Consider the following 20,354-nt stretch of genomic DNA (forward strand, 5'->3'; position numbering starts at 1 on the left):
CTTACTCCGACAGCAGATAACGGTTCAATGTCGCGCGCAGCACTTCTTGACGGCCCGATACGTTGCGGATCGGATGGTTGTGCAGCGCATACGCTTCCAGCGAACGAAGCGTCGCCTTGCCCGAAACCACTTCCAAGCCGATGCCCTCTGTAAAGCTTGCGTAACGGCTGTCGATCGCGTCTTCGAACACGCGGTCTTCGATCAGCTTGGCCGCCGTTTTCAAGCCTTTCGCAAACGTGTCCATACCGGCAATATGCGCATGGAACAGGTCTTCCGCTTCGAAGGAGCCCCGTCTCACCTTCGCGTCAAAATTTACGCCGCCCCGGCCTAATCCGCCGTTTTGAAGCACTTCGTACATCGTTAACGTCGCCGAATACAAATCTGTCGGGAATTCGTCGGTATCCCAGCCGAGCAGCAGGTCGCCCTGGTTGGCGTCGAGCGATCCGAGCACGCCGTTAATGCGCGCCACCCGCAGCTCATGCTCGAACGTATGCCCGGCCAGCGTCGCATGGTTCGCTTCCAAATTCAATTTGAAATGATCCTTCAATCCGTACGTTTGCAAAAATGCGATCGTCGTCGCCGCATCGGTGTCGTATTGATGTTTGGTCGGTTCTTTCGGCTTCGGTTCGATCAAAAATTGCGCGTCGAAACCGATTTCTTGCGCGTAATCGATCGCCATCCGGTATAGATGCGCCAAATTGTCGAGCTCCAGCTTCATATCGGTGTTCAGGAGCGTCTCATACCCTTCGCGTCCGCCCCAGAACACATAGTTTTCGGCGCCAAGCTCCTTGCCCACTTCAAGGCCCTTCTTCACTTGCGCGGCGGCGTACGCATAGACATCGGCATTGCAAGCCGTACCGGCCCCGTGCACAAAGCGCGGATTCGTAAACATATTCGCGGTGTTCCACAACAGCTTTACCTTGCTCGTTTTCATGTAATCTTTCATCATGCCGACGATCGCGTCCAGATTGGCGTTCGTTTCTTGCAGCGTATCGCCTTCCGGAGCGATATCCCTGTCATGGAAGCAAAAATAAGGGACGCCCAATTTTTCGACGAACTCGAAGTTCGCCTCCACTCTCGCCTTCGCCAAATCCATGCCTTGATAACGGTCCCAATCTCTTACAAACGTGCCGGCACCGAACGGATCGGTTCCGTTCGCCGTAAACGTATGCCAATAAGCGACGGCGAAGCGCAAATGCTCCTCCATCGTTTTGCCCGCGACTACTTCCCGCGGATTGTAATGCTTGAATGCCAGCGGATTCGTCGAATCCTTTCCTTCAAATTGAATCGGTTGCACGTTTTTGAAGTATGACATTTCGGTTCCTCCTCATCGTTTGGTCAAGCGCCCGGACCGACAACCGCGAACGCTTTGCCGTTGATATCGCTATCATAACATGCTATACTTAGTTTGTGCAATGAATAAACTAAGTTTCCAAACGAGATGGATTCATGATAGAATGAACGCATCTTTTTTCGAAAGAGGCTGCTCCATGAAAACGACCGGAGATCAACATTTGGTAAAAAAAATAAATACATCGCTCGTCCTCGAGACGATCAACCGTCACGCCCCTCTATCCCGCGCCAAAGTGGCGGAAATGACGAAATTGAATAAAGGTACCGTCTCTAATCTGGTGAACGAACTGATTGAGAACCATTTGGTTTATGAGATCGGAACGGGGGAATCGAGCGGCGGCCGGAGACCGGTCATGCTGCTTTTCAACAAAGAAGCCGGCTATGCGATCGGCGTAGATCTGGGCGTCGATTATATTTTGACCGTCCTCACCAACCTGCATGGCGAAATCGTGCAAGAATCGCTGGAAGCTTTGGCGAGCAAGTCGTTCCCTGCGGCGATGAAGCAATTAAAAGCGGCGATTGAAGCCATGATGCGGCAGGCGCCTCCGAGCCCGCACGGCATCGTCGGAATCGGCATCGGCGTTCCGGGGATCGTAGACGAAGAGGGTACCGTCCTGTTCGCTCCGCATTTGAAGTGGAGCGACGCCAACGTAAAGAAGGAATTGGAAGTCCATTTTCCTTACCCGGTTTATGTCGACAATGAAGCGAATGCGGGCGCGATCGGCGAGAAAAAGGCGGGGGTCGGCAAAGATGCCGCCAACCTCGTATATATCAGCGTCGGAACGGGGATCGGGACCGGAACGATCATCAACGGCGCTTTGTTTCGGGGGGCCAGCGGTTTCTCCGGCGAAATGGGGCATATGACGATCGAAGCGTTCGGCAAGCCGTGCACTTGCGGCAACCGCGGCTGTTGGGAGCTCTATGCCTCCGAATCCGCTTTGCTCGAGCTTGCCGAAGAGCGTCTCGCCGTACCCGAAGACGCGAATCTCGACGCCCTTCTCCGTAAGGCGGAACAAGGCGGCGCGGCCGCGATCGAGCTATTTGAGCATATCGGAACGTACCTTGGCATCGGAATCGCCAATATCGTCAATACGTTCAATCCGGAACTCATTATCGTCGGCAACCGCATGACAAAAGCCGAACGCTGGCTGCGCCCCGCCATTCAAAACGCGCTGGACGAAAGAGCGCTTCCTTTCCACCGCCGGCATGCGGCGCTCGATTTTTCGCGGCTGGGCGTCCGCTCCTGCGCCTTGGGCGCGGCGGACTTTGCCGTCGCCGGTTTCCTCGCAGGCATCAAAGTCGTCGTCCAATAAACAAAAACCATCGCCCGCAGCGAACCGAGGCATCCGCCAAACAGCGGGCTCCGGTCTCGTCTGCAAGAGCGATGGTTTTTCGTTCCCGTACTCGAGCCGCTTATTTCAGTATATCGTCGATCTCGCGCAGTTCCTCTTCGTCGAAATGGAGATTGTTTAGTGCGGCCACGTTCTCTTCGATTTGACTAACGCGACTGGCGCCGATCAAGGCCGATGTGACGCGTCCTCCGCGCAGCACCCAGGCAAGCGCCATTTGCGCAAGCGATTGTCCGCGGCGTGCGGCGATCCCCTGCAGTTTGACCGCTTTGGCGACGACCTCCTCGGTAATGTCTTTCTCCTTCAAGAAACCGTTTCTGGCGGCGCGCGAGTCTTTCGGGATGCCGTTCAAATATTTATCCGTCAGAAGTCCTTGCGCAAGCGGGCAAAAGGCGATACTGCCCACGCCGTTCTCCTCCAGAACGTCTTGCAATCCGTCTTCGATCCAACGGTTCAGCAAGGAATAGGACGGCTGATGGATCAATAGCGGCGTTCCCAATTCCTTCAAAATGCGCACCGCTTCCGCCGTTTGTTCCGCGTTATAGTTGGAGATGCCGACATATAACGCTTTCCCTTGCCGCACCGCCTGGTCCAACGCGCCCATCGTCTCTTCCAGCGGTGTATCCGGATCCGGCCGATGCGAGTAGAAAATATCGACATAATCCAGTCCCATCCGCTTCAAGCTCTGGTCGAGGCTGGCGGTCAAATTTTTCTTCGAGCCCCATTCGCCGTATGGCCCTTCCCACATATAAAATCCCGCTTTGGTGGAAATGATCATCTGGTCGCGGTAAGGAGCGAAATCCTTCTTCAACATCGCGCCGAACATTTCTTCCGCCGAGCCCGGGGGCGGCCCGTAATTGTTGGCCAAATCGAAGTGGGTAATGCCCAAATCGAACGCCGCGCGCAGCATCGCTCGCCCGTTCTCGAACGTGTCGACCCCGCCGAAGTTATGCCATAAACCGAGTGAAATCGCCGGCAGCTTCAACCCCGATTTGCCGCAGCGATTGTACCGCATCGTACCGTATCTTTCCGGATTCGCCTCATATCCCATGTTCCAAACCTCCTGTTATGATTGTAAATGGAACCATATATGTACAATTCAAATACTAAAAGGTTGGGAAACGAAAGTCAATCGATTACCCGAAACGTTCCCGTGCCGATCGTGCCAAGGTTCCCCTCCCCGCCTAAGATGCGGCCGGACACGGTAATCATTTTGCGCGATTGATGCACGATTTGCGCCTCCACGAGCAGTTTGCCGACATGCAGCGGCGCGACGAAATTGACGTTCAAATTGGTCGTGACAGTCTTCTCTTCCGGCCTGGCCGCAAGCACCGCAAGCCCCATCGCATTGTCCAGCAGCGACGACAGCACGCCTCCATGCACGATGCCGATCAGGTTCAAATGATGGGATTCGGCCTCAAGGCTAATCGTCACGGTACGATCGTTCAACTCTTCGATGCGGCAGCCGAGATAGCCCCAGAAGGTTCTCTCGGCGGCTTCTGCCATTCGGCTCATATATGCGAGTCTGTCCTCGTTGTTCGTCATGTGGCGAAACACCTCCTATCGGCCATAAGCGCCTTCCTTTTCAGCCTCGCCCCGACCCGGAGGCCTTGCATGCCGTTACTTCGTTCCGTTCAATTCTTCCTCCAACAGCTTGCGGCGCAGCACTTTGCCGATAATCGTTTTCGGAAGCGATTCGCGAAACTCCACTTTCCGCGGCACCTTATACGCGGCGAGCCGTTCGCGGCACCAAACGTCAAGCTCCCGCTCGCTCAGCGCCGCCCCTTCCTTCAACACGATATAGGCTTTCACCGTTTCGCCGCGATACTCGTCGGGAACGCCGGCCACGGCGGCTTCCTTAATCGCCGGATGCTCGAACAGCACCTCTTCGACTTCGCGCGGGTAAATTTTAAACCCTCCGGCAATGATGACATCCTTCTTCCGGTCGACGATCGCGAAGAATCCGTCCTCATCCATCGTCCCCATATCCCCCGTATACAGCCAACCGTTCTTCAGCACGATCGACGTCTCTTCCGGCCTGTTCCAATATCCTTTCATTACTTGCGGGCCTTTGACCGCCAATTCTCCGATTTCGCCGATCGGCAGCTCTTCGCCCGTTTCCGGATCGACAATCATCGCCTCCGTGTCGGGGAAAGGGATGCCGATCGTGCCGATTTTCCTTTTTTCCCATACCGTATTCGCATGCGTGACCGGCGACGCTTCCGTTAGCCCGTACCCTTCGATCAGCCGTCCGCCCGATAACGCCTCGAACCGGTCCTGCACCTCGACGGGCAGAGGGGCCGAGCCGCTAACGCAAGCTTTGATCGAGGATAAATCGTATTTCCGAATATCGGGATGATGAATGAGCGCGATATACATCGTCGGCGCGCCGGGGAAAATGGTCGGCCGCATTTTGTCGATCGTTTCCAGCACTTGCGCGACCTCGAATCTCGGCAGCAAAATTAACATGCCCGCCGCATACATGCATTGATTGAGCAGCACGGTCAAACCGAATACGTGAAAACACGGCAATGCCGCCAAATACCTCTCCTTGCCCGCGTCCGACCGGTAAAACCAATGATTGACCTGCAACGTATTGACGATCAAATTATAGTGCGTCAGCATCGCTCCTTTCGGAACGCCTGTCGTCCCGCCCGTATACTGGAGAACGGCCGTATCTTCGCGGGCGTTCACTTCCGCGCATACCGGCGTCGCCGGCGCGGCGGACAACAGCTTCGTGAACGATCGTACGCCGTCAACGTATTGAACCGACAAATCGAGGCCGTCTTTTTTTGCTTTGATCGGATACAAAACGTTTTTCGGAAACGGCAAATAATCTTTCATCGAAGTGACGATGACATGCCGCAGATCGGTCTTCGATTGAATATTCAACACCCGTTTATGCATAAAATCGAGCGTCACGATGGCGATCGCTCCGGAATCGGCCATTTGCTGCCTTAATTCGCTTTCCATGTAAAGCGGATTCGTCTGAACGACGATCGAACCGTTCATCAATGCGCCGAAATAAGCGATCACCGTTTGCGGGCAGTTCGGCAGCATAATCGCCACCCGCTCCCCCGCCTCGACGCCAAGCGACCGCAGCGCGTTCGCGAATTGATAGGAAGCGTGCAGCAATTCGCGGTACGTCATACGTTTGCCCATGAAATAAAGCGCGGTATTGTCGGGAAATCGCCTGGCCGACTCGATAAGAAACTCGGCGATGTTATGCTCCGGATAATCGTAAGTCTCTGCTACCTCTTGCGGATAATGACGCAACCAAATCATGGAGGAACTCATGGACGGTTTCCATCTCCTTCCGGCAGGTTTTCGTTCTTGCGATTACACGGTATATTTCTCTCCCTCGATGACGCGAGCCGCGATTTCTCTCTTTAACCGCACCGTGTCGACCGGTACGGAACGGGCCAGTTTCTTCAGGATCGACAACTGCGTACGCAGCGTATCGCCCGATTCCAATGCCGCCAGCGAACGTTTCGCAATCGACTCGATCCGCTCGAACGCTTCATGAACGAATACTTGCGTCATTTGCATCGCATGCCGCGCTTTCGTTTCGCCAACGCGCCCGATCATCTTTTTCGTCCGGACGAGCGCGCTTTCCATGGCGTAAATTTGAATCATCATATCCGCCAAATGGCTCAACATTTCTTGTTCCTCTTCGATGTTCGCCTGATACTTCTGCACGGCGAGGCCGCCAATCATCAAGAAGATCTTTTTGGCCATGGACAGGGAATGCGTTTCTTGTTCCAACGCGCCTTCGAACGTCTGCCCGGGAACGAGCTGCAGCAGTTCGGATTGGAGCGCCTGCAATTTTTCCATGAGCGGCAGTTCTCCCTTTAGCGCCTTTTTGAGCAGCGTGCCTGGCACGAGCAGACGGTTGATTTCATTCGTTCCTTCAAAAATGCGGTTAATGCGCGAATCGCGGTAGATGCGCTCGATTTTGTATTCCTGAATGAAGCCGTACCCGCCGTGGATTTGCACCCCTTCATCGGCCACGAAATCGAGCGCTTCGCTGGCGAACACTTTATTAATCGAGCATTCGAGCGCATATTCCGAGATGCCTTTGGCGGAATGCGCGCCCGCGTCCGGGCTCGTATGATCGATATGCTTCAGAATCATGTCGATCAGGCCGGAAGTGCGGTAAACCATGCTCTCAAGCACATAAGTGATCATGTTCATCTCGGCCAGCTTCTGCCCGATCAGCGGAAAGGAAGATAGCGGCTTGCCGAATTGCGTGCGGGTATTGGCGTATTGCGACGCGAGAGCGATCGCTTCCTTGGCGCCGCCTAAACAACCCGCGCCCAGCTTGAAGCGGCCGATATTCAAAATGTTGAAGGCGATTTTATGTCCTTTGCCGACTTCGCCGAGCAAATGGTCCGCGGGAATGCGGGCGTCCTCGAAAAAGAGCGGACAGGTGGAAGAGCCTTTAATGCCCATCTTTTTCTCTTCCGGCCCAACCGTAAAGCCGGGCGTATCCCTTTCCACGATGAACGCGCTGAAATGCTTGCCGTCCACCTTCGCGTACACGATGAACAAATCGGCAAAACCGGCATTCGTAATGAACGTTTTGGAGCCGTTCAGAATGTAGTGCTTGCCGTCCTCGCTCAACCGCGCCGTCGTCTTGGCGCCGAGCGCATCCGAGCCGGAGGTCGGTTCGGTCAGGCAGTAGGCGGCGATTTTGGCTCCCGTGGCGAGATCGGGCAAATATTTGTTCTTCTGCTCCCGGGTGCCGAAGAAGACGATCGGCAGCGTGCCGATGCCGACATGGGCGCCGACCGACAGAGCGAAGGAAGACGCGCCGGCCAGCACTTCGTTGATAAGCGTCGAGCTGACTTTGTCCAAGCCGAGCCCGCCGAACTGTTCCGGCACATCCGCGCCGAGCAGTCCCAGTTCGCCCGCTTTGCGCATCAGCGAAACGGTAAGCTCGTAATCGAGCTTCTCGATTTGCTCGTCGCGCGGCAATATTTCGCCTTCGATAAATTGCCTGGTCGTTTCCGCAAACATCCGCTGTTCTTCGGTAAAATCTTCCGGCGTCATGAGCAAGTCCGCGTCAAGATCCTCGATGACGAAGCTTCCGCCGGCAATTTTCGTATGCAGTGTGTCCATCCTTTTCTTCCCCCTATCTGTTATCCATGCACTTCAAATACGCCCGCCGCGCCCATTCCGCCGCCGATGCACATCGATACGACCCCGAAGCCTCCGCCGCGGCGGCGCAGTTCGTGAATCAAGCTCGCCGTCAGCTTCGCTCCCGTACAGCCGAGCGGATGCCCGAGCGCGATCGCCCCGCCGTTGACATTGACTTTGCTTTCGTCAAGGTTCAGCGCGCGAATGATGTGCACGCATTGCGAAGCGAACGCTTCGTTAATTTCGAACAGATCGACCTGTTCGAGCGTCATCCCCGCTTGGCGGAGCGCCTTCGGGATCGCTTCGACCGGGCCGATGCCCATCACCTCGGGCGCGACGCCCGCCAGCGCGAAGGCGCGGAACGTGGCGAGCGGCGCAAGGCCAAGCCGCTCCGCCTTGGCGCGGCTCATGACGACGGCGGCCGCGGCGCCGTCGCTCATTTGCGACGCGTTGCCCGCCGTCACCGTGCCGCCCGCCGCGAAGGAAGGCTTCAGCTTGGCAAGCGCCTCAAGCGTCGTCTCGGGTCGCACTCCTTCGTCTTGCTCGAAAGCGAACGTCTTCTCCCATAACCGGCCCTGTTCGTCGACGCCTTTCACGCTCGTCTGCACCGGGACGATTTCGTCCTTGAATTTGCCCGCGGCAAGCGCCGCCGCCGCCTTGCGATGGCTTGACACGGCGAAGCGGTCCTGGTCCTCGCGGCTGATGCCGAAACGCGATGCCACCAATTCCGCCGTATGCCCCATGCCCATGTACACTTCCGGCATCCCGGCGACGATTTGCGGGTGCGGCGCCGGCTTGAAACCGGTCATCGGCACATGGCTCATGCTCTCGACCCCGCCCGCGACAATCGTATCGGCATGGCCGAGCATGACTCGTTCCGCGGCGAATGCGATCGCCTGCAAGCCGGAGGCGCAGAAACGATTGATCGTCGCCGCCGGGACCGTCGCGGGGAAACCGGCGTACAGCGCCATAATGCGGGCGAAGTTCAAGCCTTGCTCGCCTTCCGGCATCGCGCAGCCGATCAGGACGTCTTCCACATCCTCCTTCGCCAGTCCCGGCGCGCGTTCGATGACGGCGTTCAGCACCGCCTTTCCCAAATCTTCCGCGCGCGTTTGCGCCAGATTTCCTTTCTTCGCTTTCCCGACCGCCGTACGGGCGACGGAAACGATGACCGCTTCTTGCAACGTCTCTTGGTTCCGCACGAAATTCACCTCCACTAGTTTGCCCCTCGTTTCATTTCCAACCGTGCCGCTAATTGCGCAGCGGCTTGCCGGTCATCAGCATATGCTGCATCCGCTGCTGCGTCTTCGGCTCCCCGGTCAGGCTGAGAAACGCCTCGCGCTCCAAATCGAGCATATACTGCTCCGACACGAGCGCGCCTGCCGGCGCATTGCCGCCCGCCAGCACATGCGCCAGCTTGCCGGCGATCAGCAGATCGTGATCGCTGATATAACCGCCTTGGCGCATCGCAAGCGCCCCGAGCTGCATGACCGCCTTGCCGTCCTCGCCGGCGACGCGGATTTTCTCTTCGGACGGATGCGCATATCCGGCGCGGTCCATCTCCAACACCGCCAGCTTCGCTTCGTAAATCCGATGATCCGCGTTCACGATCACCCGATCATGCGGCCGCATATAGCCGAGGTTCGCCGTGTCGAAGCCGCTTGTCGATACCTTCGCAAGCGCGATCGTCTCGAACGTCTTGTTCAGGTACGGCTGTACATCCGCTTCCGTACCGGCCGCCAAGCGGCTTGCGCGCAGCGCCATCTCCTTGCAGCCCCCGCCCGCCGGAATCAAACCGACGCCCGTCTCGACCAGGCCGAAATACGTTTCCGCAGCGTAATAAATCCGGTCCGCCGGCATGCACGCTTCCACGCCGCCTCCCAGCGTCATGCTGTGCGGGGCGGCGACGACCGGCTTCTCCAGCCGTTTCAAGTCCATCATCGTATTCTGGAACAAGCGGATAATGGCGTCGACTTCCTCCCATTCTCCGTCCTGGGCTTCCATCAGCAGCAGCATCAAATTGGCGCCGACGCAGAAATGGCGCCCTTCGTTCGCGATGACAAGACCGCGGTAACGCTGCCGCACCTCTTCGACGCTCTGCTGAATCATCGTCAATATGTCCGCGCCGATTGCATTATTCGGCGAATGAAATTCCAGGCAAGCGACATCGTCGCCCAAATCGATCAGGCTCGCGCCGGGATTCGAGCGAATCGTTTTGTTTTGCCGTTTCAGCGCAGCAAGCGATATCGACTCCGGCTTCGTCTCCATCCCTTTATATTCGTTTCGATGCACATAGAACCGCATATCGTTTCGCTCTTCATAGAACGTCTCATGACCGGCGGCAAGCCATTCCTTCACCCAAGCCGGAACGTTCATCCCTTCGCTCTCCATCTTCGCCACCGATTGCCGCACGCCGATCGCGTCCCATGTTTCGAACGGGCCCAACTGCCAGTTGAAACCCCATTTCATCGCCAAATCGATATCCGCGACCGTGTCGGCGATCTCGCCCAATTTATCCGCCGCATAGACGAGCACCCGCTTCAAAATATTCCATGCCAGCTCCGAATAGCGATCCGGCGTAGATAGAAACGCCTGCAGCTTCGCCGGCGCCCCTTTCGCCGCTTTCGCCGCCGTAAGCGAAGCCGAAGAGATGTTGCTTCTCGGCGCATATTCCATCGTCTCCGGCCGCAGCGCCAAAATGTCCGATCCTTTGCCGGGCGTCTTTATTTTTTTATAAAATCCTTGCCCCGCTTTTTCGCCGATCCAGCCGTTCGCCGCCAGCCGCTCCAATAACGGAGGTGCGGCAAAAACCGCCTTTTCCTCCGCGGCCTCCGCCGGAATATTGTCATACACGTTGCGGGCCACATGCACGAACGTATCCAGCCCGACGAGGTCGAGGGTACGGAACGTCGCGCTCTTCGGATGGCCAATCGCGGGACCGGTCGCGGCATCGACCTCTTCGACGCTGTATCCTCCCCGCTCCATTTCCTGCAGCGTCACGAGCAATCCGTATGTACCGATGCGGTTCGCGACGAAATTCGGCGTATCTTTGGCAACGACGACCCCTTTGCCAAGCCGTTTCCCGCAAAAATCGACCATGCCGTTGACGATGTCCGGGAGCGTATCCGGGCCCGGTATCACTTCGAGCAATTTCATATACCGCGGCGGGTTGAAGAAATGCGTCCCCAGAAAATGCTTGCGGAACTCCACGCCGCAATCGGCCGCCATCTCGCGAATCGAAATGCCGGACGTATTGGAGCTAACGATCGTGCCGGGCGTCCATACCTGCTCGATGCGCGCGTACAATTCTTTTTTTAGCTGCAAATTTTCCGTAATCGCCTCGATAATCCAGTCAACCTGCCTAAGCTGTTCGAAATGGTCCTCGATATTCCCGGGGGTTATACGCTGCGCGAACGATAAGTCGTACAGCGGCGACGGGTGTGCTTTCTTTACCCTTTCAATCGCGCCCGCCGCCAAGCGGCTGCGCTCCTTCGGATCGTTCGCGGAATCCTCCTTCCCCTGCTCCGCCGGCACGATATCGAGCAGCAAACATGATATGCCTACATTGGCCAAATGAGCCGCAATGCCCGATCCCATGACACCGGAACCGATTACGGCAGCTTTACGGATCGTTTTCATTGTACGGATGCCTCCCCTTTCGTTTCCCGCGCCGCAACATCGCCGCCAAACACCGATAGCGCCAAAATTTCCGCAACGTCCCGCGCTTTGACTTCATTTTCAACTTCCTTCATCTTCGTTCCGTCCTCCAACATCGTTAAGCAATACGGACAAGCCGATCCGATCATCGTCGGCCGAACTGCCAACGCTTGCTCCGTTCGCGCCAGATTGACCCGTTTGCCCGCCGTTTCTTCCATCCACATTCTGCCGCCGCCCGCCCCGCAGCACATCCCGTTCTCGCGCGCACGCTCCATCTCGGCAAGCTCCACGCCCGGAATAGCCTGCAATATTCGGCGCGGCGGATCGTACACGCCGTTATAACGGCCGAGATAACAAGAATCATGATACGTGATTCGTTCCTTCACCTCGTACTTCGGGACCAGCCTTCCTTCCCGCACGAGCCGATCGAGCAGTTCGGTATGATGCAGCACTTCCGCCTGCAGTCCGAAGTCGGGGTATTCGTTCTTCAACGTGTTGTACGTATGGGGGCATGCGGTTACGATTTTGGTTACGCCGTATTTTTCAAACATCGCAATATTTTCCGCGCAAAGCTGCTGAAACAGAAATTCGTTGCCCATACGCCGCGGCGTATCGCCGGAATTTTTCTCTTCATTGCCCAGCACGGCGAAGTTGACGCCCGCTTCCTGCAGCAAACGAACGAAGGAATGCGTAATCTTTTTGCTGCGATTGTCGTACGCCCCCATCGAACCGACAAAATACAAAAATTCAAAGTCGGGATTTTCCTTGACGGTCGGCACCCGTTTCGTTCGATCCGCCTGATCGCCTCCGGCTTCGACGTCCCCGTACGCCGCCAATTCGCCGATCCATTTCGCGCGGTCCGCGCGGCTTATGCCCCAAGGATTTCCTTGGCGCTCGATATTTTGCAGCGCCCGCTGGCCGTCATGCGGCAAGCTGCCCTGCATCAACACAAGATGGCGGCGCAAATCGACGATCTTATCGACATGCTCGTTATCGACCGGGCATTGATCTTCGCAATTGCGGCATGTCGTGCATGCCCAAATCTCTTCTTCCGTAATGACATCGCCGATCAATTCGATCTGCTCTGCCGATTTGCCGGCGGCAGCGGCAGACCAAAGCATCGTTTGCGCCTGCATCGTCGGGCCGATATCCGTCACCGCTCCGCCGTCCCACGCTCCGAAAGCTTCTTTGGGATCGCCCATCCGGTGTACGCCCCCGTCCGCGAAGGCGAATTCGGGCACCCAAGGCGACTTTGACGTCAGCGCCGCCCCTTTCTCCGTCAAATGATCGCGCAGCTTCGTAATGAGATGCATCGGCGACAGCAGCTTGCCCGTATTCGAAGCGGGGCACACATTCGTGCAGCGGCCGCATTCCACGCAGGCGTAGAAATCGATCATCTGTTTCTGCGTGAAATCTTCGATCTTGTGAACGCCAAACGATTCGGCATTCTCGTCCTCGAGATCGAGCTTGCTCAATCGGCCCGGAGAATCGGTCCGCCGCAGCCAAATGTTGATCGGCGCCACGATAATGTGGAAATGCTTCGATTGCGGAACGTACACCAAAAATGCGAGAAGCAGCAAAAGATGAATCCACCACGCGATTTCAAACAGGACGGACGCGGCGCTATAAGACAAGCCCCCGAACATGGCGGCAATAAGCGACGATAACGGCGCGAAGGGGGAAAATTCCATTCCCTCCCTCGCCCGCTCGAACGCGAGCGCGAACAGGACGGACAGCATGAGGAAAACGATGAAAAATACGACGATGCCGGGCTTCCACCCCTTTTTTAAACGCTTCAAATTTTCGCCGTACCGCCTGAATGCGGCGTATCCGATCGCCAAGACGACAAGCGCCGCCGTAACCTCTTGCGACAGGCTGAACCAAGCGGCGTCGAACCACGGTATTCCCCGTCCGGCCAACCCTTTGACGATAAGATCGAGCGCGCCGAACTGAACGATGATGAAGCCGTAGAAAATGATCGCATGCATCGCGCCGCTTTTCGGATCCTTCAACAGCTTTGTCTGTCCGAACGTCTGCGCGGCAAATCCGGCGCTCCTCGCGCCCTCCTTCGTCTCCCCTGCTCCTCCCCCCCAAACGGATTGGCCGAGCTTGACGTACCGGTAACGGCGTTGTACCGCTTGGACAAATAAAACGATCGCATATCCGGCAATTAGTACGAATAGTACGATGCGAATCAGCGTTTCAATCATCGATCCCATCCTTCCGTTTGGAAAATATAACCAGATGATGCCGCAGCCATCCTAGTTTATGGATATGTCCTTGTGTTGGCAAAAATGAGTTTCTTTCTTCATGGAAACGGGAAAACCGACATAGAGTTTAACAATGGTTAATTCAAACAAGCACAAACGGTTAACGAAAGGAGCCGGGTCGGATGAACATTTATGTTTTGCTGAAGCAAACGTTTGACACCGAGGAAAAAGTCGCCGTCCATGAAGGGGAGATCGTGGAAGAGGGCGCGAAGTTCGTCATCAATCCGTATGACGAATATGCCGTGGAGGAGGCGCTTCGAATTAGCGAGCGGCACGGCGGCAAAGTGACGGTCGTTTCCGTCGGGCCCGAGCGATACGCCGAAGCTTTGCGGACCGCGCTCGCGATGGGAGCGGATGAAGCCGTCCTGATCACGGACAGCCGCATTGGAGCGGATGAATACGCCGTCGCGGAGGCGCTTGCAGCGTTTCTGTCCGGACGGAACCCGGAGCTCGTTCTGGGCGGCAACTTCTCCGTCGATAACGGCGCGGGACAAGTTGCCGTACGGCTGGCCCAGCGTTTAGGGCTTCCCCATATCGCCGCCGTCATAAAACTAGATATTGCGGAGGACGGCAAGACGGTCGCACACCGCGACGCCGAGGGCGACGTGGAAATCGTGGAAACGGCGCTGCCGGCGCTGATTACGGCGCAGCAAGGATTGAACGAGCCGCGCTATCCCTCCTTGCCCGGCATTATGAAGGCCAAGAAAAAACCGCTCCAGCGGCTGACGCTGGACGATTTGGAAGGTTTGACGGCGGAAGCGGTCAGCGCGAGAACGGAACGCACCGCATTGTTCCTGCCCCCCCCGCGCAAAGCGGGCAAGCGTTTGACGGGCGAGCCCGCCGATCAAGCGCAGCAATTGGTGCGGCTGCTGCGCGAAGAAGCGAAGGCATTGCAATGATTCCGATTCGTATTCAAGGGAGGAATGTACGATGAGCAACGTATATCTGGTCGTCGCCGAAATTCGGGACGGCAAGCTGCGGCAAGTTTCTTTGGAAGCGTTAAGCGCAGCGGGAAGATGCGCCGCGCCGGGCGATATCGTCGCCGCCGCAGTCGTCGGCCGCGGCGAAGGCTTGCTTGCGGCCACCGACGACCTTGCCGCTTACGGCGCCGAGCGCATTTATGTCGTCGATCATCCGGACTTGGCGCATTATCGCGCGGAAGCTTACGGCGCCGCACTGCTGCAAGTCGTCAAGGAGGCCAACCCGGGCATGATTATCCTGGGACATACGTCGATCGGACGCGACCTGGCGCCATGGCTCGCCTCCGCGCTCGACGCAGGACAAATCGCGGACGTCACAGCCATCGATCAAGAGGGGGATGCGCTGCTGTTCACCCGGCCCATATACGCAGGCAAAGCGTTCGAGAAGAAACGGTTCGCGAGCGGCGGAGGAATACAGGTCGTGACGATCCGTCCGAACAATCTCCCTCTGGCGGAACCGGATCCGGGCCGGCTCAAGGAAATGATCGAAGTGGGATACGGAGCGCCCGCCTTGCGGACGTTGGTGCGTGAAGTCGTGAAAAAAACGGCCGGCAAAACGGATTTGGCGGAAGCGAAATTTATCGTGTCCGGGGGAAGGGGCGTCAAGAGCGCGGAAGGGTTCAAGCCGCTCGAAGAGCTGGCCGAGGCGCTCGGCGGCGCCGTCGGAGCTTCGCGCGGCGCATGCGATGCGGGGTACTGCGATTACGGCTTGCAAATCGGACAAACCGGCAAAATGGTGACGCCGGAAATTTATATCGCCTGCGGCATCAGCGGCGCCATCCAGCATTTGGCCGGGATGAGCGGATCGCGAGTCATTATCGCCATCAATACCGATCCTGAAGCGCCGATCTTCAAAGTGGCCGATTACGGCATCGTCGGCGATCTGTTCGAAGTCGTGCCGCTGCTTACGCAAGAATTCCGCCGGGCGCTCGGCAAATAAACGCCGCACCATGTTGGCCTTTCTTTTGCAAAGTTCCTTTTTCCGACACTCCTGTCGTCCCTCTCCTATGATAACCTAAGAGCATAAACATCCGGAGGAAGGGATACGCAATCCATGACGATACAGACAGAACATCCGCTATATTCTGCGGCTTCGCAATTTATTGCAAAGTGCTACCGCGAGCTTGGTAAAGACGAAAAGGAAACCGCGGATCGATTGGAGCAAATTGCCCGCGAAATCGAGGAGACGAATTTCTACAGACATACGTTCGAAGAATTGGAGTACGGCGCAAAAATGGCGTGGCGCAACAGCAATCGATGCATCGGGCGCCTCTTCTGGCCGTCTTTGCATGTATTCGACGCCAGGGACATCGATACCGAAGAACAAATTTACGAGGCATTGATCCGGCATATTGAATTTGCAACGAATGACGGCAAAATCCGGCCGGCGATCACGGTATTCGCCGCGGCGGGCCATGGGAGGGATCAGGTCCGCATTTGGAACCATCAGCTCATCCGGTATGCCGGGTACGAAACGGAACAAGGCGTCATCGGCGATCCGCATTCCATTCCGTTCACGAAGGTTTGCGAGTCGCTCGGCTGGAGCGGAAAGAGAACCCCATTCGACGTGCTGCCTCTCGTCGTTACGGCCGGTTCCAATTCGCCGAAGCTTTTCGAGATCCCTCCCGCCATCGTCAAGGAAGTTCCGTTGTCCCATCCCGAGTTCGAATGGTTTCCCGAGTTGGACTTGAAATGGTACGCCGTCCCGCTTATTTCGGATATGCGGCTGGAGATCGGCGGCATTTCCTATACCGCCGCTCCTTTTAACGGATGGTATATGGGAACGGAGATCGGCGCGCGCAACTTGGCGGACGCCGCACGCTACAATATGCTGCCGACATTGGCGCATCGCATGGGACTCGCCCCGGCCGCGAACGCTACGCTTTGGAAGGATAGAGCGCTCGTCGAATTGAATATCGCCGTACTCCACTCCTTTAAAAAAGCGGGAGTCGGCATCGTCGATCATCATACGGCGGCACAGCAATTCAAAACGTTCGAGGAACAAGAACGAAGAGCCGGCCGGCCGCTGACCGGCAACTGGACCTGGCTGATCCCGCCGCTCTCGCCGGCGGCGACGCATATTTTTCACCGGAGTTACGACAATACCGAAATGAGTCCGAATTTCCATTATCAACAAGCTCCGTACGCGCGAGACTGAACGGGAATCCGTTTCTTGCGGGCCTGTCCGCTGTATGAATTCTTTGGGCAGGTCTCCGATCCGGTCACGCCTTACTCCGCGGCAGCCTGAGCCTGCATCAGTTCGTATACTTTGCGCGTTGTATTGACATTCCTGATCGTCATGTTTTGATATAGTTTCGAGCCGGGAAGTTTCTGCATGCCGCTTTTGGCGGCGTTTTTTCTGTCAACCGACCAGAGAATCGCCCCGGCAACGTAAATTACCGTATCAATGTCCGGTTTGATGAGGAGCTTATCGAGCACCGACTCGTTGTCGACCTCTTCCCATAGAAACATGACATCGCTTTTCATCCGATCGTCGTTGGTCCAAGAATCCGGAAGCGAGCTTATTACTTTTTGCATATCGTCGAAACTGCGGACGACGACTTTGATTTGCAATCCGAAGCTTGCAAGGATGGCCTCTTCCAAAATACGCGGAAGTTCCGCTTTGGAATGGCTGTTGTCCGTAAAAATGATATTGCCCGAATTGATATACGTTTTTACGTTGTTCATCCCTGCCTGTTCAAAAGCTTGTTTCAGCAGCTTCATATCGATTTTATTGTTTCCGCCAACGTTGATCCCCCGAAGCAATGCGATATAGATCACCAGGATCCCCCTTTTCCACGACTACATATATTGATTAGTTTCTACTATAAAGGATACGCAATATCGTCTGTCAAGCTTTACTCCAGAAAGCGGGATCGGATATCGGGGGGCGGCATCATGCATTGTTCCCGCCGTCCGAACCAGCGGTACCGGTTTTTGGCGATAATGCCATAAACGAAATTTCGCAGCGGGAGAGGGACGAATATGAACGCGTAGAGGAGCGGCCACAATCCGTTCAGTTGCTTGCAGACGCGTAACGCCGCGCTCGATTTTTCGTATATTTGCCCGTCTTGAATGAGAAGGAACGATTCGAGACGGCTGCCGACCGCCTCTATCCCTTGCCGTCGCAAGTACCGCACCGCCGCTTCCGATTGCAGCGGAGCGAATTTGAATCGCGCATGCGGATCGCGCCGGATGACAAAGCGAACGATACCGTTGCATAAATGACATACCCCATCGAATAAAATGACGTTCTCGCTCCGGCTTTTGCGGTTCATCATATGTCCCCTCCTTTCGGATCAACTACTCCCGCCTTTCTTCCCGTAACGGCAAAGCGTCCAGCGGAATTCGGCTGCGATCGAACGGCACGCATTCGGCGGCAAACGTTCCGTTATAGGCAAATACGGTGCCGATCAGCCGATTCGTAACTTCCACCTCGATTTTATATTTTTGCAGCGCGTCGTCGTACCATTCGCATACGTTCGCGATGCCGGAGAACATCATCGGGAATCGGAACCCCAGCGCATGCTCGTAGAACCGCTGTTCTCCCGAACGGATGCGGATCCCGCCGTTCGCGCCGACCTTCATGTCGATATCGACGGCCAAATGCTGCCGATCGCCCAGGTAATCGACGATTCCCTGCCTCTGCTCGCTATAGATCATCGTCGCATCGAATCGGCGTATGGCGCGCGGAAACTTGAATTTGCGGATCCATGTGACGGTCTCCCGTCCGAAACGGTCTACATACGCGTAATTTTCGATCGTAAACGGGATATTCCTTCCTCCCTGCGGAAACATAATGTTCCGGCTCGTCCCGATATAGAGCGGCAATGCGGCCAGCTTGGCAAAATAGATTTTCTCCATCATACCATATCCGACAGAGGCGATCTTGTCCCCGCTCGCGAATCCGAAACGCTTCCGGATTTGCGGATGCAAATTCGCGAAGTCCGAACCTAACGCTTTTTCATAGATCGACGGCATTCGAATTCCCCCTTATTCCTTCCTTTGCAGCCGGATCGCCCGATGCTCGCCGCGAACTTGGCGCTTTACGCAGGCAATTGCCGGCGTTGGGCAAATCTTTCGCCGTTCCCCAGGCGATGCAGCCGAGCCCGATCGTCGCGGCGCATAACACGGCCGGGCTGAACGGAGCGATCAACACATCGGCTTGCCCGAGCGCCGCGCCCGCGGTTAGTGCGGCAACGAGCGCCATATTCAGCCAGTATACGGCGGCGGAGCGGTGCCATATCCAAACGGCCGCCGCAAACGCGATTTCCAGAACGCCTAGCGCGAACAATACGGGCCGCTCCCAACCGTGAAATATGCCCAAACCTTGCAAAATAGCCAATTCCCCGGCATGGGCGAACCATATTTTCGGCACCAGTCCGCCGTATCCCCAAATAAGCGATGTCAACAAAACGGCGAAATAATGAATCCATGTCATAGTGAACGAAACGGCCGGATGCCTGTCCCGTTCGATCCATAACCGAAGCCTGTCAAAGCTCCAAGCCGTCGCCCAGCCGATCAGCGGCCGGAACAACAGCCGGTCGAACCAACGCCCGAAGGGGCCGAATCGCGTTTGATAGTCGTATTTTGTAATAAACGTTACGCCTGACGCATGCGGCACATATCTCCAATACCCGCCTCCGGTCCGAATGAGGGAGAGCGGATGGTCCGAGCCGAACTTCAAGACGGACGTGCGCTCTCCGGAAGCGCGCCGAACCGTTGCCGCCGTTTCGCCCGTCCCGCTAATGTATAGGCCAAACCCGATTCGGGTCGCATACTTGAACCGCTGAACTTCCTCCCCGTACCCGCGGGGGAGGTATGAAATTTCCGTGAAACGCAAATCCCATTTCTCGTGTTCCTCCGGATGCTGCGTATACTTCCATAACGTTTCCATGTCTGCGGCCATATCCAGCTCTACATATACCGGTTTGTTTTTCGGCATCGCTAACCCCCCTCTTTTTCGGAAGCCTTCTTCCCGATCCTCCGTCCTATTCAACTCCATTGTAGCCGTGCAGTTCGCCATGCGGCAGTTCCAACTTTCGTAGTACAACAACAAATAGAGGTACTACGAAACGTAGTACCTCCAGCGGGTGTCACGGCAGAGTCGGGACTGCGATGACCGGTTAGTATGTTGCATAAAGTGCAGCATAGGCCGGGGTTCAAGGTCGGATCGGGCCGACATGTTGTACAATGTACAGCATAAACGTACAAAATCGGCTGAAAACGGCCTATCACCCCTCTGTATGTTGTATAAACTACAACATAGTGCAATCGCTCCAGAAAAAGGGGCTGGTATGATGTAGAAAATACAACATACCAGCCTCTAACGCAGGCCGGTGCCTCCCTATTCACTCGCGCCCGATGCACACCCCGACGCATTCCTGTTCACTCGCACCAGACGCACACCCGACGCATTCCTATTTACTCACACCCCGCCCACACCCGACGCATCACTATTTACTCACACCCCGCCGCAGAAACGTAGTACCTCCAGCGGGTGTCACGGCAGAGTCGGGACTGCGATGACCGGTTAGTATGTTGCATAAAGTGCAGCATAGGCCGGGGTTCAAGGTCGGATCGGGCCGACATGTTGTACAATGTAC

General features: G+C 56.3%; 16 protein-coding genes. 4 read left to right on the forward strand and 12 right to left on the reverse strand.

Going from position 1 to position 20,354, the window contains the following annotated elements; all coding sequences use genetic code 11:
- Position 1: 1 nt before the first annotated feature.
- A complete protein-coding gene (gene xylA, locus LQ229_RS14505) occupies positions 2-1,315 on the reverse strand; it encodes a xylose isomerase (protein WP_230192125.1) in 1,314 nt (437 codons plus the stop codon).
- Positions 1,316-1,490: 175 nt separating this feature from the next.
- Here xylA and LQ229_RS14510 point away from each other — a divergent pair, with 175 nt between their 5' ends.
- On the forward strand, positions 1,491-2,666 hold the full coding sequence (locus LQ229_RS14510; RefSeq protein ID WP_230192126.1) for an ROK family transcriptional regulator: 1,176 nt from the start codon (positions 1,491-1,493) through the stop codon (positions 2,664-2,666).
- A gap of 100 nt (positions 2,667-2,766) precedes the next feature.
- On the opposite strand, the gene mgrA is transcribed toward LQ229_RS14510, so the two are convergent.
- The 7 genes from mgrA to LQ229_RS14545 all read right to left on the reverse strand — a co-directional run bounded on the left by mgrA (position 2,767) and on the right by LQ229_RS14545 (position 13,708).
- Positions 2,767-3,753: an L-glyceraldehyde 3-phosphate reductase gene (gene mgrA, locus LQ229_RS14515; protein WP_216536448.1), complete on the reverse strand. Its 987-nt coding sequence runs from the start codon at positions 3,751-3,753 to the stop codon at positions 2,767-2,769.
- A gap of 77 nt (positions 3,754-3,830) precedes the next feature.
- A complete protein-coding gene (locus tag LQ229_RS14520; RefSeq protein WP_230192127.1) occupies positions 3,831-4,247 on the reverse strand; it encodes a PaaI family thioesterase in 417 nt (138 codons plus the stop codon).
- A 75-nt stretch (positions 4,248-4,322) separates the two neighbouring features.
- Positions 4,323-5,999 (reverse strand): long-chain fatty acid--CoA ligase, encoded by a 1,677-nt coding sequence (locus LQ229_RS14525; RefSeq protein ID WP_216536446.1) that lies wholly within the window; start codon positions 5,997-5,999, stop codon positions 4,323-4,325.
- 42 nt (positions 6,000-6,041) lie between these two features.
- Positions 6,042-7,823 carry an acyl-CoA dehydrogenase family protein gene (locus tag LQ229_RS14530; RefSeq protein WP_216536445.1) on the reverse strand — a complete coding sequence of 594 codons (1,782 nt, stop codon included), beginning with the start codon at positions 7,821-7,823 and terminating at the stop codon, positions 6,042-6,044.
- 20 nt (positions 7,824-7,843) lie between these two features.
- Positions 7,844-9,025, reverse strand: coding sequence for an acetyl-CoA C-acyltransferase (locus tag LQ229_RS14535; protein WP_216536520.1), 1,182 nt, complete (start codon positions 9,023-9,025; stop codon positions 7,844-7,846).
- Between the two features lie 67 nt (positions 9,026-9,092).
- Positions 9,093-11,480, reverse strand: a complete 2,388-nt coding sequence (locus LQ229_RS14540; RefSeq protein WP_216536444.1) for a 3-hydroxyacyl-CoA dehydrogenase/enoyl-CoA hydratase family protein — start codon at positions 11,478-11,480, stop codon at positions 9,093-9,095.
- Positions 11,477-13,708: a (Fe-S)-binding protein gene (locus LQ229_RS14545; protein ID WP_230192128.1), complete on the reverse strand. Its 2,232-nt coding sequence runs from the start codon at positions 13,706-13,708 to the stop codon at positions 11,477-11,479. The genes LQ229_RS14540 and LQ229_RS14545 overlap by 4 nt, the downstream gene beginning before the upstream one ends.
- A gap of 182 nt (positions 13,709-13,890) precedes the next feature.
- Here LQ229_RS14545 and LQ229_RS14550 point away from each other — a divergent pair, with 182 nt between their 5' ends.
- The 3 genes from LQ229_RS14550 (at position 13,891) to LQ229_RS14560 (ending at position 16,906) form a co-directional block, all read left to right on the forward strand.
- Positions 13,891-14,667 (forward strand): electron transfer flavoprotein subunit beta/FixA family protein, encoded by a 777-nt coding sequence (locus tag LQ229_RS14550; protein ID WP_216536442.1) that lies wholly within the window; start codon positions 13,891-13,893, stop codon positions 14,665-14,667.
- A 31-nt stretch (positions 14,668-14,698) separates the two neighbouring features.
- Entirely contained in the window at positions 14,699-15,688 is a 990-nt protein-coding gene (locus LQ229_RS14555; RefSeq protein WP_216536441.1) for an electron transfer flavoprotein subunit alpha/FixB family protein, read from the forward strand.
- Positions 15,689-15,802: 114 nt separating this feature from the next.
- Positions 15,803-16,906 carry a nitric oxide synthase oxygenase gene (locus LQ229_RS14560; RefSeq protein WP_253297893.1) on the forward strand — a complete coding sequence of 368 codons (1,104 nt, stop codon included), beginning with the start codon at positions 15,803-15,805 and terminating at the stop codon, positions 16,904-16,906.
- A gap of 71 nt (positions 16,907-16,977) precedes the next feature.
- Here LQ229_RS14560 and LQ229_RS14565 read toward each other — a convergent pair whose 3' ends face one another.
- The 4 genes from LQ229_RS14565 to LQ229_RS14580 form a co-directional block, all read right to left on the reverse strand.
- Positions 16,978-17,529 carry a DUF1697 domain-containing protein gene (locus tag LQ229_RS14565; RefSeq protein WP_216536440.1) on the reverse strand — a complete coding sequence of 184 codons (552 nt, stop codon included), beginning with the start codon at positions 17,527-17,529 and terminating at the stop codon, positions 16,978-16,980.
- Positions 17,530-17,606: 77 nt separating this feature from the next.
- Complete coding sequence (locus LQ229_RS14570) at positions 17,607-18,026, reverse strand: thiol-disulfide oxidoreductase DCC family protein (RefSeq protein ID WP_216536518.1); 420 nt, start codon at positions 18,024-18,026, stop codon at positions 17,607-17,609.
- A 25-nt stretch (positions 18,027-18,051) separates the two neighbouring features.
- Positions 18,052-18,729, reverse strand: a complete 678-nt coding sequence (locus LQ229_RS14575; RefSeq protein WP_216536439.1) for a DUF4166 domain-containing protein — start codon at positions 18,727-18,729, stop codon at positions 18,052-18,054.
- The gene (locus LQ229_RS14580) at positions 18,713-19,693 is read right to left on the reverse strand and encodes a DoxX-like family protein (RefSeq protein WP_216536438.1); all 981 of its coding nucleotides are present in this window, start codon (positions 19,691-19,693) and stop codon (positions 18,713-18,715) included. The genes LQ229_RS14575 and LQ229_RS14580 overlap by 17 nt, the downstream gene beginning before the upstream one ends.
- Positions 19,694-20,354 lie beyond the last annotated feature (661 nt).

It is taken from the genome of Paenibacillus sp. CECT 9249 (assembly GCF_918697855.1).
Classification (GTDB): Bacteria; Bacillota; Bacilli; order Paenibacillales; family Paenibacillaceae; genus MSJ-34.